Here is a 12513-nt window from a genome sequence, read left to right on the forward strand (position 1 = left end):
TGGCAGGATGAAAAGTAAACCGCCCCAGACGAAAGGAGATGGAAGGATGAGTTTTGCTCCCCTGGTTACCAGTGAATGGCTCGCCCGCGAGGGCAATGCCGCGGACGTGGTGCTGTTCGATGCCAGCACCTACCTGCCCAATGAAGCGAAGAACGGCCACGAGGAATACCTCAAGGGGCATATCCCCGGCGCACGCTTCTTCGATATCGACGCCTTTTCCGACCCTGATACACCGCTGCCCCATACCGTGCCATCCCAGGGCCGTTTCGCCCGTCTGATCGGCGCACAGGGCGTCGACAACAGCAGCCGCGTGGTGGTTTACGATCAGAAGGGACTGTTCTCCGCCGCCCGCGCCTGGTGGCTGTTTCGCTATTTCGGTCACGAGCACGTCGCCGTGCTCGATGGCGGGCTGCCCAAATGGCTGGCCGAAGGCCGTCCCAGCGAAACAGGCGAACCTGCTGCCGTTCCCCAGCGAACCTTCGAAACCAACGTGCATACACGCAGGCTCAAGGGCTTGGGCGACGTACTCGAAGCCATCGATCAACACGACACCCTGATCCTCGATGCCCGCGCCGCCAACCGCTTCGATGGCAGTACCGCAGAAGCACGCTCGGGCGTTGCCTCGGGGCATATTCCAGGCAGCCACAACCTGCCCTACAGCCGACTACTGCGCGCTGATCACACCCTGCAGCCCGCAGACTCGCTGCGTGCACTGTTCGCCGAGGCCGGCGTCGACGGCAAAAAATCAGTGATCACCAGCTGCGGTAGCGGCGTAACGGCTGCCGTACTGCTGCTAGGCCTGGAAGTGGCCGGTCTTCCAGAAGCTGCACTGTATGACGGCTCATGGACAGAATGGGGCAGCCGCCAAGACACACCCAAAGCGACCGGACTGGTTTGATAGGCCGACGTGCATCCCTACCGGGGATGCACGCCATCCCTCAAGAAAACCAGGCGCACCACATTCCAGTCTGGGGCGTTTTTGGCACCAATAAAGGTGATAATTTATTTAAATATCAATCTTACTTTATTGATAAATAAGGATTTACTAGATTGTTTCTCCTGTAAAAGCGCAGCCTACAGGTGTGATGACGTCGTCACTGCTAACAAGGCATGCAGAGCGCAGCACTGTTGCACGATGGACACTTGGGTGCCAAAACCACCGAACAGGTCGGCAGATGGCGATAAAATCGGTAAAAAGCAGTTTAGCTGGACAGGTCACAAGCAGTTTGGCGATCAGCGAATCTTCTGCCTGCTTAGCATAAGGCAGGAAAACAATCGATAAATAACATCACATATAATTCATAAGTTTATGATTTTTATATATTTTATAAAATAAATCTAGAAACAGGATTAGCAGCAAAAATTCAAAAACAGCTATAACGATATCCTTTCAAATTCTTTTGAAGAATAAGTCGTTGCTCGTATAACCCTGATGAACAGGACACGAAACGAGCACGCCATGCCCTGCACCCTCCAACCCTTTTCTGCATCCGCGCTGTACGCCCAACAACTGTTTGCTAGGCAACAGTTGCGCAACACTACGCCCGGCAGAGCAACACCTCCTCCTTCATCAGCTGCCTCAAGGCCACATAATCCGTGGTCAATGCTGCTGGTACAGCTCTTGCTGTCTGCCTGTACCGCCCTGTTCACGGGGCTCAGTCACAGGACGCGTACATGATTGCTCACCGCACCAAATCTACGACCCACCGCAGGCCGTCAGCGCTCTCGATCCATGCTGGCCGGCAACAGGCCCGCAATGAGCGGGAGGCGTCTCGATGAATGTTTTCTGGTTTCTACCGACCCATGGCGACGGCCACTTTCTCGGTACCAGTCAGGGCGCCCGCCCGGTAACCCTCAACTACCTCAAGCAGATCGCCCAGGCAGCCGACGGGCTGGGCTATTACGGCGTACTGATTCCAACCGGCCGTTCCTGCGAAGACTCGTGGGTAGTCGCCTCGGCCCTGGCGCCCATGACCGAGCGCCTGCGTTATCTGGTCGCCATCCGCCCCGGAATCATTTCGCCAACCGTCTCGGCGCGCATGACCGCAACCCTGGATCGCCTGTCAGGCGGGCGCCTGCTGATCAATGTCGTTACCGGCGGCGACCCCGACGAGAATCGCGGCGACGGCATTCACCTGAGCCATGCCGAGCGCTACGAAGTCACCGACGAGTTCCTGCGTATCTGGCGTCGCGTGCTACAAGGGGAAGCCGTGGATTTCGACGGCAAACACCTCAAGGTCGATAACGCCAAAGCTCTCTATCCACCGCTGCAGCGCCCTTACCCGCCGCTGTACTTCGGCGGATCATCGGAGGCCGCCCACGAGCTTGCCGCCGAGCAGCTCGACGTCTACCTGACATGGGGCGAACCGCCAGCCGCAGTGGCCGAGAAAATCGCCGATGTTCGCGCCCGCGCCGCCAAACATGGGCGCACCCTGAAGTTCGGTATTCGCCTGCACGTAATCGTCCGGGAGACGGCGGAAGAAGCCTGGGCGGCTGCAGATCGCTTGATCGAGCACATCTCGGACGACACCATCGAGGCGGCGCAGAAGTCCTTCTCGCGCTTCGACTCCGAAGGCCAGCGACGCATGGCGGCCCTGCATGGTGGACGCCGCGACAGCCTGGAAATCGCCCCCAACCTCTGGGCTGGCGTCGGCCTGGTGCGTGGCGGTGCTGGCACTGCGTTGGTCGGTGACCCGCAGCAGGTGGCGGATCGCATCAAGGAGTACGCCGACCTGGGCATCGACAGCTTCATTTTCTCGGGCTACCCCCACCTCGAGGAAGCTTATCGCTTCGCCGAGCTGGTTTTCCCGCTTCTGCCCGAGCCCTATGCCAGCCTGGCCGGGCGTGGCATCACCAATCTCACGGGCCCATTCGGCGAAATGATCGCCAACGACGTGCTGCCCAGTACCCAGACAGCGAGGACTTCCGCGTGAGCGCCCATCATAAAACTGCAGTTCTCAGCCCACTGCAAACCGCGCGAAAGCTGGCTGCCGGCTTTGCCGAAACCGCTGTCGAGCGCGATGAAGCAGGCGGAACGCCAAAGGCCGAGCGCGACGCCATTCGCCAGAGCGGCCTGCTCGCACTCAGCATCCCGACACAGTTCGGTGGCGTGGGCGCTAGCTGGGCCGAGACCCTGGGGGTGGTGCGTGAATTCGCCAAGGTCGACAGCTCCATCGCCCACGTATTCGGTTTCCAACACCTGATGCTGGCGACCGTGCGGCTGTTCTCCCGGCCAGAACAGTGGCAGCCCTGGTACGAGCAGACCGCACGCAAGAACTGGTTCTGGGGCAACGCCCTGAACCCGCTGGACACCCGAACCATCGTCAAGAAATTCGATGGCTGGCGCGAGTTCTCCGGCAAGAAGAGCTTCTGCTCGGGCGCCACCGACTCGGAGATGCTGATCGCCTCGGCCGTTGACGAAAGTGCCGGGGGCAAGCTGCTGATTGCCGCAATCCCCAGCGGTCGTACTGGAATCACCCTGCATGATGACTGGAACAACATGGGCCAGCGACAGACCGACAGCGGCAGCGCGACCTTCGAGCGGGTGCGTGTCGAGGAAGAAGAGCTGCTGCTCGATCCGGGACCGCTGAGTACGCCGTTTGCCTGCCTCAGGCCGCTGATCGCGCAGTTGCACTTCTCCCACATCTTTCTCGGCATCGCCGAAGGCGCCCTGGAAGACGCACGTCACTACACGCTCAAGGAGGGCCGACCCTGGTTCAAATCCAAGGCCCAGCACACCAGTGAAGATCCCTACATCCTGCGCCACTACGGCGAGTTCTGGGTCGGCCTGGAAGGCGTGCGCCTGCTGGTCGAGCGCGCCGCCGCGCAGCTCGATGAGGCCTGGAGCAAGGAACATGCGCTAAGCGCAGAAGAGCGTGCACAACTGGCCATCTCCATCTCCACCGCCAAGGTGGCAGCCAGCCGTACCGGCCTGGATATCTGCAATCGGCTTTTCGAGGTCACGGGTGCTCGCGCGACTCATGCCTCACTACGTCTTGATCGGCACTGGCGCAACCTGCGCACGCAAACCCTGCACGACCCCGTGGACTACAAGATCCAGGAACTGGGCGACTGGGCTCTCAACCAGACGCGCCCCACCCCAACCTTCTACTCATAGGGATACCCATGCAGCTGTTGACGCTTCCTCCCTCTCCCGCACTGGCTACCTCGATTCGGGCAACCGCACAGGTTTTCGAAGACCCAAAATCGCAGGCGCTGCTCGCCCACTTGCAACAGGTCGCACCCAGCGAGGCCAGCGTCCTGATAATCGGCGAAACCGGTACTGGGAAGGAGCTGGTCGCTCGGCATATCCATAACCTCAGTGGCCGGCGCAACGGGCCGTTCATGGCGGTCAACTGCGGAGCCTTCTCCGAGTCTCTGGTCGAGGCCGAGCTGTTTGGCCACGAAAAGGGTGCCTTCACCGGCGCCCTGGCTGCCAAGGCCGGCTGGTTCGAGGAGGCCAACGGCGGCACCCTGTTCCTCGACGAGATCGGTGACCTGCCGATGCCCATCCAGGTCAAGCTGCTGCGCGTTCTGCAGGAGCGAGAGGTGGTACGCCTTGGCTCACGCAAAAGCATTCCGATCAACGTCAGGGTACTGGCGGCAACCAACGTGCTACTGGAAAAGGCCATCAACGCCGGGCATTTCCGCGAGGATCTGTACTACCGCCTGAATGTCGTCAGCCTGCAATTGCACCCGCTGCGCGAGCGCCCTGGCGATATCCTGCCGCTGACCCGGCACTTCATCACGGCCTACAGCAACCGTCTTGGCTACGGCGAGGTGCGCCTGACCCACGAGGCGCAGACCAAGCTGGTCAATTACAGCTGGCCCGGCAACATCCGTGAGTTGGAGAACGTCATCCACCACACGCTGCTGATCTGCCGCGCCGGGGTGATCGAGCACGATGATCTGCGCCTTTCGAACATGCGCATCGAGCGCCAGGATGGCACGCCGCCGGTCGACGAGTCCGCCGATGCCCTGCTGCAGCGCGCATTCCAGCGGCTGTTCGAGGAGCAGAGCGGCGCCCTTCACGAGAAGGTCGAGGACAGCCTGCTAAGGGCCGCCTACCGTTTCAGCCATTACAACCAGGTACACACCGCCAGCCTGCTTGGGCTGACGCGCAACGTCACCCGGGCCAGGCTGATCGCGATTGGCGAGCTGGTCGTCAACAAACGAAAACCTGCGCAAAGTTCGCAGGGCAACCGGGTCATCAACCTGTCGATATGACAGCTGATGACCATGCGACCTCAGCATCGTGGATGAGCTGGCGCCCTGCCCCTCTGCTGTAACGCGCATGAGCTCTAACCTCATGCAAAAGACAGGACTAGCAGGGCGGCGAATTACGCAGCCCTACTTCTCACAGTTGAAAATGCCTGAGTTTGACGCTCAGGCCCGTAGCCAGCTCGGCAAGCGCACGACTGGCACTGCCCGTTTGATCGGCACGAACCGCGGACTGGGCGGAGAGGTCGCGGATGCGCACGAGGTTGCTATCGACCTCCCGGGCGACCTGTGCCTGCTCTTCACATGCGCTGGCGATAACTGTATTGCGATCGTCGATCACCGTCACGGAGCTGGCGATCAGGCTCAATGCATCCTTGGCCGACTGAGCCTGGCCCTTGGTTCGTTGAGCCTGCTCGCTGCTCACTGCCAACGCAGAGACAGTACTGCGAGTGCCCTGCTGGATATGGCCGATCATGGTTTCGATTTCACGGGTCGATTCACTGGTGCGGTGGGCCAGCGCACGCACCTCGTCGGCAACCACCGCAAAGCCGCGCCCGGCATCGCCGGCGCGAGCTGCTTCGATCGCGGCGTTCAGCGCCAGCAGGTTGGTTTGCTCGGAGACCGAGCGAATGACTTCCAGCACCTTGGTGATTTCCAGCGTTCGAGAAGCCAGAAGCTGAGCCTGCTCGGAGGCGCTGGAGACGTTTTCGGTCAACTCGATGATGGATCGAACCGTCCGCTCGAGCTCCTCCTCGCCCTGCTTGGCCGTGCGCGATGAAGCCTTGGACTCTTCTGAGGTCGAGACCGCATTACGGGTGACCTCGTCGACAGCCTGACTCATTTCCGTCACGGCGGTCGCGGCCATCTCGATCTCGCTGTTCTGAGTCAGCAGATCCGCGTTGTTGCTCAGCATCAGCGCGCTCATCTCCTCGGTGGCCGAGGACAACTGGCTCGCCGCATCGCCGACATGCGTGAGGGTCGAGCGCAGGTTTTCGCGCATGCGCTCCATGGATTGCAGCAACAGGGCCGCTTCGTCGATGCCCGAAGTGTCAGCGCTGGTTGGCCGCAGGTCGCCCGCCGCCACCGTCTCGGAAGCAGCCAACGCCTGCCCGATGGGCCCGGAAAGACTTTTCGTCAGACGCCACGCCAGTATCACCGTCGCCACCACGGCGATGAACATCGTAATGAGCGTGATCAGCTTGGCCTTATCGTACTCGGCAGTGGCCTTGGCACTCGATGCCTGCTCGGACGCATCGTTGATCTGCTCGAGCTTGTCCAGCTCACCGACCATCGTTTTCGCGACATTGGCCATCTGCGTCCACGCCAGCTCTCGGCCTGCCTCGACCTGCCCGGCCCCGACCAGCTCATGTACCTGCTCTGCCTGGCCGCTATAGCCCTGAAAGATGCGATCTATGTTGTCGAGCAACGCGCGCTCGTCCGTAGAGGTTATCAATGGCCGATAAGCTGTCATGGCCTCCACGAACTCCGCTTTGCGCAGCTCCAGTTCTTCGTAGGCCTCTTTGAGCTGAGCAGCATCGCGGGTGGACAGCATCTTCATGACATCGAAACGCGTATTGGCGAACGCCAGGGCTATGTCATCGCCAATGGCGATACCCGGCAGGGCATCGTTTTCGATCTCCAGCCCTTCGCCCCGAATGCTCGCCAGTTGCAGCAGGCTGAAACCACCGAGCCCTAGCACCAGCACGACCATAAGCGCGAAACACAACAGCGTTCGTTTGGCTATTTTCAAGCGTCTCAACAACATGTACCCACCCCCGGCCAGTCAGAAATGAAGCATCGCGTATGCCTTTCCATTTCTATCGGCAAAGGGGAATAAATATGAAGCCTTTGGCCATCACATCTGCAAGCGATCAGATCGGCTCTGCGGCTGGGCTGCCGGCAAGCCAGCCCTATTCAAAACACAGCTGCCGACGCGCCGCAGACTTCGAACGGGCTCTTAGATCGCATGGGCCAGGTGCAGCTCGGTCAGCGCTTCGGCTTTCAGCCGTGACAGCTCGCCATCGCGGCGGTCACGGGGGCGCGGCAGGTTGACGATAAGCTCCTGGCGAATGCCGCTGGGGCGGTTGCCCATCACCAGCACCCGGTCACTGAGATACAGCGCCTCGTCTACGTCGTGGGTCACCACCAACAAGGCGATGGCATGGTGCTCGGCCAGCTCGAGCAGCAGATCCTGCAGTTTCATGCGGGTGAAGGCATCCACTGCGCTGAAGGGCTCGTCGAGCAGCAGCACCCGTGGCCGTGAGTAGAGTCCGCGCGCCAGGGCCACGCGCTGCGCCATGCCGCCGGAGAGCTCCTTGGGCAGCGCGCTGGCGAAGCCATCGAGGCCCACTTCGGCAATCAATTGCGCCACTCGCTCACGGTCGTAGTTACGGTCGTCGGCAAAGCCGATGTTCTGCTCCACCGTGAGCCAAGGCATCAGCCGCGGCTCCTGGAACACGAAAGAGACGTCGCCGCCCTGTTCACCGAGCTGCACGCGGCCACTGAACTCACGCTCCAGCCCTGCGACGATGCGCAGCAAGGTGCTCTTGCCGCAGCCACTGGGGCCCAGCAGGCTGACGATTTCCCGCTCGCCCAGGGACAGGCCGACGTTCTGCAGCACGGTCACGCCCGCGAAGCTCTTGCGCTCCACGCGGATATCCAGCAATGGCGCTGCCATCTCAAACCTCCTTGCCAGTGAATGCGTCTCGCCAGCCCAGCAGGCGCTGCTCCAGCTTGGCCAGCAGGCCGTCGCTAAGCTTGCCGAGCAACGCCAGGACGATAATCGAGGCCAGGACGATATCCGGCCGCGAGGTTTCCCGGCCATCGGTGAGCAGGTAACCGAGCCCCTTGGTCGCTGCGATCAGTTCGGCAGCGACCAGGAACATCCAGGCCAGGCTGAGGCCACTGCGCAAGCCGGTCATCAGCCCAGGCAACGCCGCTGGCAAAAGAATACGCGCGACCAGACGACGCGAGCTGAAACCATACATCTGCCCCACCTCGACCAGCTTGCGATCGATGTTGCGGATGGCCGCGACACCGTTGACGTAAACCGGGAAGAACGCGCCGATGGCGATCAGAACCACTTTGGAGGTCTCGTCGATGCCCAGCCAGAGCAACAGCAGCGGTACCCAGGCCAGACTGGGAATCGCCCGCAGCCCGGCGAAGGTGGGCTCCAGATAGGCTTCCGCCTCACGGCTCAGGCCCACCCAGGCGGCCACCAGCAGGGCCAGCCCGGCGCCGATGGCGAAACCGGCGAATACCCGCGCCAGGCTGGCGCCGATATGCCCCCACAGCGGCCCTTCGGCCAGCTCGTGCAGGGTCAGCACGATCTCGCTGGGGGCCGGCATCTGATAGGACGGAATCCAGCCGATGCGCACCACGATTTCCAGAAACACGATCAGCAGCAGCGGGATGACCAATCCCTTGGCGCGCCGACGCCAGGCACTGGCATCGAACCCCGGTTTCCATGGGGAACTGCGCAAAGCCGGCAGCGACTTGCTCTTGATTGTCATGAAAGACTCCGATTGTTGAAGCGACATGAACACAGCGCTGCCGCAGCGAACGGCGGCAAGCGCTGTACGCACGCCTTATTTGGCGGCGATGGCCTGCTTGCCGAACGCCGGCTCGATGAGTGCGTCCACCACGGCATTCACGTCAGTGCCACGGCGCACCAGTTGCTCTTCGAGCAGGATGGGTGCGGCAGCCTTCAGCGCTGCGACATGCTCAGGGCCGGGCTGGGCGTTGCTGAAATCGGTGCGCTGCAGTTGCAGCTTGGCCACTTCCAGCGGCAGCTTGGCTTCTTCGGAAAGAATCTTGGCGAGCTCCTCAGGGTTGGCGCGGGCCCACTCACGGGCCTTTTCGTAGGCGGCCAGCACCTTGTCGATCGCCTCCGGGTGCTCCTTGGCGAATTTCTCGGTGACGCTCACCACGCCGTAGCTGTTGAAGTCGAGATTGCGATAGAGAATGCGCGAGCCAGCCTGCAACTGGCTGGCGGCGAGCAGTGGGTCGAGGCCGGCCCAGGCATCGACGTCACCCTTCTCCAGGGCAGTGCGACCGTCCGGGTGCTGCAGATGCACCAGCTCCACGTCGTTCTTGTCGAGGCCGACGGTGGCCAGGCTGCGCAGGGTGAACAGGAACGGATCGGTGCCTTTGGTGGCAGCGATCTTCTTGCCTTTCAGATCCTCCAGGGTCTTGATCGGCGAGCCCTTGCCGACCACCAGCGCGGTCCATTCCGGGCGACTGGCGACGTAAACGGTCTTGATCGGGCTGCCATTGGCACGGCTCAGCACTGCGGCCAATCCTGCGGTGGAACCAAAATCCACACCGCCGCTGTTCAGGTATTCCAGGGAACGGTTGCTACCCTGGCTGAACACCCAGCTCACCTTGGTATCCGCGCCTACACTCTCCTCCAGCCAGCCAAAGCGCTTGAGCACCAGGCTGGTCGGTGAGTAATAGGCGTAGTCGAGCTTCAACTCCTTGGGCAGCTCGGCCGCCTGCAGCGAGGCAGACAGAGTCAAGGCGGTAGCAGCTAGGGTCAGCAGCCGTACGAACGAATTGGCGACACGGGATTGGTGCATGGAATGCTCCTGACAGGGAATGACGCGGCGTTGTCGATCTGGCATGACACCCAGATCGACTCCGCGATTACCTGTGGCTTTGCAGCACTCATGCCAGCACCCAGAGCCCGATTCACGGGGGCTTTAGCGCGATCACCTGCCACCCCACAGGCAAACTGCACATCCGCTGTTGCTGGGCAAACAGTTGAAGATTGAAATTGCCACGACGCCCGGTTCAGGCGACAGGGCGATGGCATTTGGCAGTTGTCAGAATGCTCGACTAGAGTCAGACGACATCACCGAGGAACCAACGGAATGGCAAGCAAGAGTGATTTGGTCATCGCCCTGAAGATCTACCGAGAAAGAACCGACGACGCCATCGCCGAGCGGAACAGGCAAATCGACGTGGCCAGGGAGCAGCTTGCCGAGCTGTTCAGGATGATCAATGTCGATATTTCCGGCGTTGGCGGCCTCGATCTGATCCGAACCGAAGAGGCGCACGCATTCGACGGTGCAACCGTCGAGCTCGAGTCGCTCAAGATCGTCCTCGCAGGCAACACCGTTGATATCAAACCCGACATCGTCGACTCGTCCCTGCGGGTGATCGTCAGCGACCTGTCTCCCGAGCATCCATCGCTGATCATTCGAAAAGAGCACGGGCAATGGATTGTCTTTTCGTCGGCCGAGACCTTCCTGTCACAGTTCAGCAATGACTTTCTCTTGAACCACCTCGTCGATCTGGTGAATCGCTCCTAGGTCAGCGGTTAACGAAAGCGCAGGTCATTCGGCTGCGCCGTTAGATGCACTGCGGTGCAGGATGACGGTATCGATCCCCTCTTCCACCGAAGGCACTTCCAGCATTGCAAAAACGCTGCGCAGCGCATGCTCCGGCACCATCGTGTCCGCGGTCCTCGCGGCGTTGCGTGATAGTGCCTCATCCAGGCTTGCCTGCACGAACACCGCCGTTACCGGTACGTCATGAGCTCGGGCCAGTGTCAGCAGGCGTTCGCGATGACGGCGTGCCGGCAGCGCCGCGTCGAAGATCACTGCGTGCTCCTGCAGGCCAGCGGCATGGCGGGCGATCCAGCTCGACTTGCCTGCACCTTGCACGCCCATGACCAGATAGAGCCTGCTCGCCTGCGCTAGCAGCACGTCCACAGCGGCATAGGCTTGCTCCCATGCCTGGTGACTGCGCTCGGCGGTGAATACCCGACCGGCTGGCGTTTCCAGGTAGTCGTCAGGATTGACGATGCGCCCCGCCAGCACCGACTGCATCAGCTCAGCCGGCCGGAAACGAAGTGCGTCGGATCGTTATAGCCGGGGGTCGATGCGTGGCCAGGCGTGACCAGTGAATCGACGAACGCTTCGTCCTCGGCAGTGATTGTCACCTCCAGCGCCTTGGTATAGGTGGCCCAATGAGCCTCGGTTCGCGGGCCAACGATGGCCGAGGAGACTGCCGCGTTGTTGAGCACCCAGGCGATGGCGAACTCCACCACGCCAACGCCGCGCTGCTCGGCATAAGCCTTGATCTGCTGGGCTATATGCAGCGACTCGTCACGCCACTCCGTCTCGAGAATACGCTTGTCCTGGCGCCCTGCGCGGCTGTCGCCAAGCGGCGCGACGCCAGGCTGGTACTTACCGCTGAGCACGCCACGGGCCAGTGGGCTGTAGGGCACCACGCCAATGCCATGGAAGGCAGCTGCGGTAATCTGCTCCACTTCGACCTGCCGATTGACCAGGTTGTACAACGGCTGGCTGACCACTGGCTTGGCCACGCCCAGGCGCTCGGCAACGTTGGCGATCTCGGCGATACGCCAGCCACGGTAGTTGGAAACACCCCAGTAACGGATTTTGCCCTGGCGCAGCAGGTCGCCGATGGCTGAAACGGTCTCCTCTAGCGGAGTGAGAGGGTCTTCACGATGCAGGTAGTAGATATCCAGGTAATCGGTACCCAGCCGACGCAGGCTACCCTCGATGGCGCGCAGTACGTTCTTGCGACTCAGCCCGCGACGGTTGACCACGCCATCCGCGGCGCCCATGCCGACCTTGGAGGCCACGACCCAATCATCACGTCGTGCGGCAATGGCCTGGCCGACGATTTCTTCGGAACGCCCGTCGTTGTAGACGTCAGCCGTATCGATGAAATTGACGCCCTGATCGAAGGCGGTGTCGATGATGCGCTGCGACACGCTGGCATCGGTCTGCCCACCGAACATCATGCTGCCCAGAGTTAGCGGTGAAACCTGCAGGCCGGAACGGCCAAGGCGACGATATTCAAGACTCATCTGATTCTCCTGTCGGCCCAGGCCGACTCAATACAGCCTCACGAACACGCTCGATCACTGGCTCGAACGACTCGTGGAAGCCTACGGCTGGCAACTCGAGCGGCTGCCAGAAACATTCGAAACATAAGCCATCCTCGGCTTCGCTGCCCGAGGCGTCATGCGTCCACGCGGGCGGTAAACCCGACACTGGCAACAGAAACAGGTGCCAGCGCTGGATCTGCACGTCCCCGGGCGCACCGTGGCGCTCTTGCTTGAGTACCGCGAGAGCCTGCACGTCACCGCTAAAGACGACACCGGTTTCCTCGAACAACTCGCGAACGACTGCCTGCTCGGGAAGTTCGCCCGGCTCCACCGTGCCCTTGGGTACCTGATTACCGGCCAACGGATGCCGGAAACACAGCAGGCTGCCTTCCTGGATGACACACGCGACCGCCTTCAAGACTTCACGCATC

The 12513-nt window shown here is 61.4% G+C and carries 12 protein-coding genes and 1 pseudogene; 5 read left to right on the forward strand and 8 right to left on the reverse strand.

Features of this window, described 5'->3' with window-relative positions; genetic code table 11:
* Positions 1–46: 46 nt before the first annotated feature.
* From sseA to K5Q02_RS17175, 4 genes are all read left to right on the forward strand, one after another.
* Positions 47–898: a 3-mercaptopyruvate sulfurtransferase gene (gene sseA / locus K5Q02_RS17160; RefSeq protein WP_225832500.1), complete on the forward strand. Its 852-nt coding sequence runs from the start codon at positions 47–49 to the stop codon at positions 896–898.
* A gap of 877 nt (positions 899–1775) precedes the next feature.
* Positions 1776–2933 (forward strand): FMNH2-dependent alkanesulfonate monooxygenase, encoded by a 1158-nt coding sequence (gene ssuD / locus K5Q02_RS17165; protein WP_225832503.1) that lies wholly within the window; start codon positions 1776–1778, stop codon positions 2931–2933.
* Positions 2930–4117 carry an acyl-CoA dehydrogenase family protein gene (locus K5Q02_RS17170; protein ID WP_225832506.1) on the forward strand — a complete coding sequence of 396 codons (1188 nt, stop codon included), beginning with the start codon at positions 2930–2932 and terminating at the stop codon, positions 4115–4117. Before ssuD ends, K5Q02_RS17170 begins: the two co-directional genes overlap by 4 nt.
* Before the next feature lie 8 nt (positions 4118–4125).
* Positions 4126–5226 (forward strand): sigma-54 interaction domain-containing protein, encoded by a 1101-nt coding sequence (locus tag K5Q02_RS17175; RefSeq protein WP_225832508.1) that lies wholly within the window; start codon positions 4126–4128, stop codon positions 5224–5226.
* A gap of 130 nt (positions 5227–5356) precedes the next feature.
* Here K5Q02_RS17175 and K5Q02_RS24640 read toward each other — a convergent pair whose 3' ends face one another.
* From K5Q02_RS24640 to K5Q02_RS17195, 5 genes and pseudogenes are all read right to left on the reverse strand, one after another.
* Positions 5357–6229, reverse strand: a complete 873-nt coding sequence (locus K5Q02_RS24640; protein WP_442964014.1) for a methyl-accepting chemotaxis protein — start codon at positions 6227–6229, stop codon at positions 5357–5359.
* Between the two features lie 33 nt (positions 6230–6262).
* A pseudogene (locus K5Q02_RS24645) lies at positions 6263–6985 on the reverse strand (MCP four helix bundle domain-containing protein); the annotation flags it as partial.
* A 192-nt stretch (positions 6986–7177) separates the two neighbouring features.
* Positions 7178–7897, reverse strand: a complete 720-nt coding sequence (locus K5Q02_RS17185) for an ABC transporter ATP-binding protein (RefSeq protein ID WP_225832512.1) — start codon at positions 7895–7897, stop codon at positions 7178–7180.
* A gap of 1 nt (position 7898) precedes the next feature.
* On the reverse strand, positions 7899–8732 hold the full coding sequence (locus tag K5Q02_RS17190; RefSeq protein ID WP_225832514.1) for an ABC transporter permease: 834 nt from the start codon (positions 8730–8732) through the stop codon (positions 7899–7901).
* Positions 8733–8807: 75 nt separating this feature from the next.
* Positions 8808–9797 (reverse strand): aliphatic sulfonate ABC transporter substrate-binding protein, encoded by a 990-nt coding sequence (locus K5Q02_RS17195; RefSeq protein WP_225832516.1) that lies wholly within the window; start codon positions 9795–9797, stop codon positions 8808–8810.
* A 294-nt stretch (positions 9798–10091) separates the two neighbouring features.
* Here K5Q02_RS17195 and K5Q02_RS17200 point away from each other — a divergent pair, with 294 nt between their 5' ends.
* Complete coding sequence (locus K5Q02_RS17200; protein WP_225832518.1) at positions 10092–10532, forward strand: hypothetical protein; 441 nt, start codon at positions 10092–10094, stop codon at positions 10530–10532.
* A gap of 24 nt (positions 10533–10556) precedes the next feature.
* Here K5Q02_RS17200 and K5Q02_RS17205 read toward each other — a convergent pair whose 3' ends face one another.
* From K5Q02_RS17205 to K5Q02_RS17215, 3 genes are read right to left on the reverse strand one after another with little or no spacing between them, the layout of a single operon-like run.
* The gene (locus K5Q02_RS17205) at positions 10557–11051 is read right to left on the reverse strand and encodes an AAA family ATPase (RefSeq protein ID WP_225832520.1); all 495 of its coding nucleotides are present in this window, start codon (positions 11049–11051) and stop codon (positions 10557–10559) included.
* Positions 11051–12061, reverse strand: coding sequence for an aldo/keto reductase (locus K5Q02_RS17210; protein ID WP_225832522.1), 1011 nt, complete (start codon positions 12059–12061; stop codon positions 11051–11053). Before K5Q02_RS17210 ends, K5Q02_RS17205 begins: the two co-directional genes overlap by 1 nt.
* Positions 12051–12512 (reverse strand): NUDIX domain-containing protein, encoded by a 462-nt coding sequence (locus K5Q02_RS17215; RefSeq protein ID WP_225832524.1) that lies wholly within the window; start codon positions 12510–12512, stop codon positions 12051–12053. The genes K5Q02_RS17210 and K5Q02_RS17215 overlap by 11 nt, the downstream gene beginning before the upstream one ends.
* Position 12513 lies beyond the last annotated feature (1 nt).

The organism is Pseudomonas sp. MM211, from assembly GCF_020386635.1.
GTDB lineage: Bacteria > Pseudomonadota > Gammaproteobacteria > Pseudomonadales > Pseudomonadaceae > Aquipseudomonas.

Coding starts and splice junctions, on each gene's coding strand:
- sseA (WP_225832500.1), top strand. CDS start 47: ATGAGTTTTGCTCCCCTGGTTACCAGTGAATGGCTCGCCCGCGAGGGC.
- ssuD (WP_225832503.1), top strand. CDS start 1,776: ATGAATGTTTTCTGGTTTCTACCGACCCATGGCGACGGCCACTTTCTC.
- K5Q02_RS17175 (WP_225832508.1), top strand. CDS start 4,126: ATGCAGCTGTTGACGCTTCCTCCCTCTCCCGCACTGGCTACCTCGATT.
- K5Q02_RS24640 (WP_442964014.1), bottom strand. CDS start 6,229: ATGGAGCGCATGCGCGAAAACCTGCGCTCGACCCTCACGCATGTCGGC.
- K5Q02_RS17185 (WP_225832512.1), bottom strand. CDS start 7,897: ATGGCAGCGCCATTGCTGGATATCCGCGTGGAGCGCAAGAGCTTCGCG.
- K5Q02_RS17190 (WP_225832514.1), bottom strand. CDS start 8,732: ATGACAATCAAGAGCAAGTCGCTGCCGGCTTTGCGCAGTTCCCCATGG.
- K5Q02_RS17195 (WP_225832516.1), bottom strand. CDS start 9,797: ATGCACCAATCCCGTGTCGCCAATTCGTTCGTACGGCTGCTGACCCTA.
- K5Q02_RS17200 (WP_225832518.1), top strand. CDS start 10,092: ATGGCAAGCAAGAGTGATTTGGTCATCGCCCTGAAGATCTACCGAGAA.
- K5Q02_RS17205 (WP_225832520.1), bottom strand. CDS start 11,051: ATGCAGTCGGTGCTGGCGGGGCGCATCGTCAATCCTGACGACTACCTG.
- K5Q02_RS17210 (WP_225832522.1), bottom strand. CDS start 12,061: ATGAGTCTTGAATATCGTCGCCTTGGCCGTTCCGGCCTGCAGGTTTCA.
- K5Q02_RS17215 (WP_225832524.1), bottom strand. CDS start 12,512: ATGCGTGAAGTCTTGAAGGCGGTCGCGTGTGTCATCCAGGAAGGCAGC.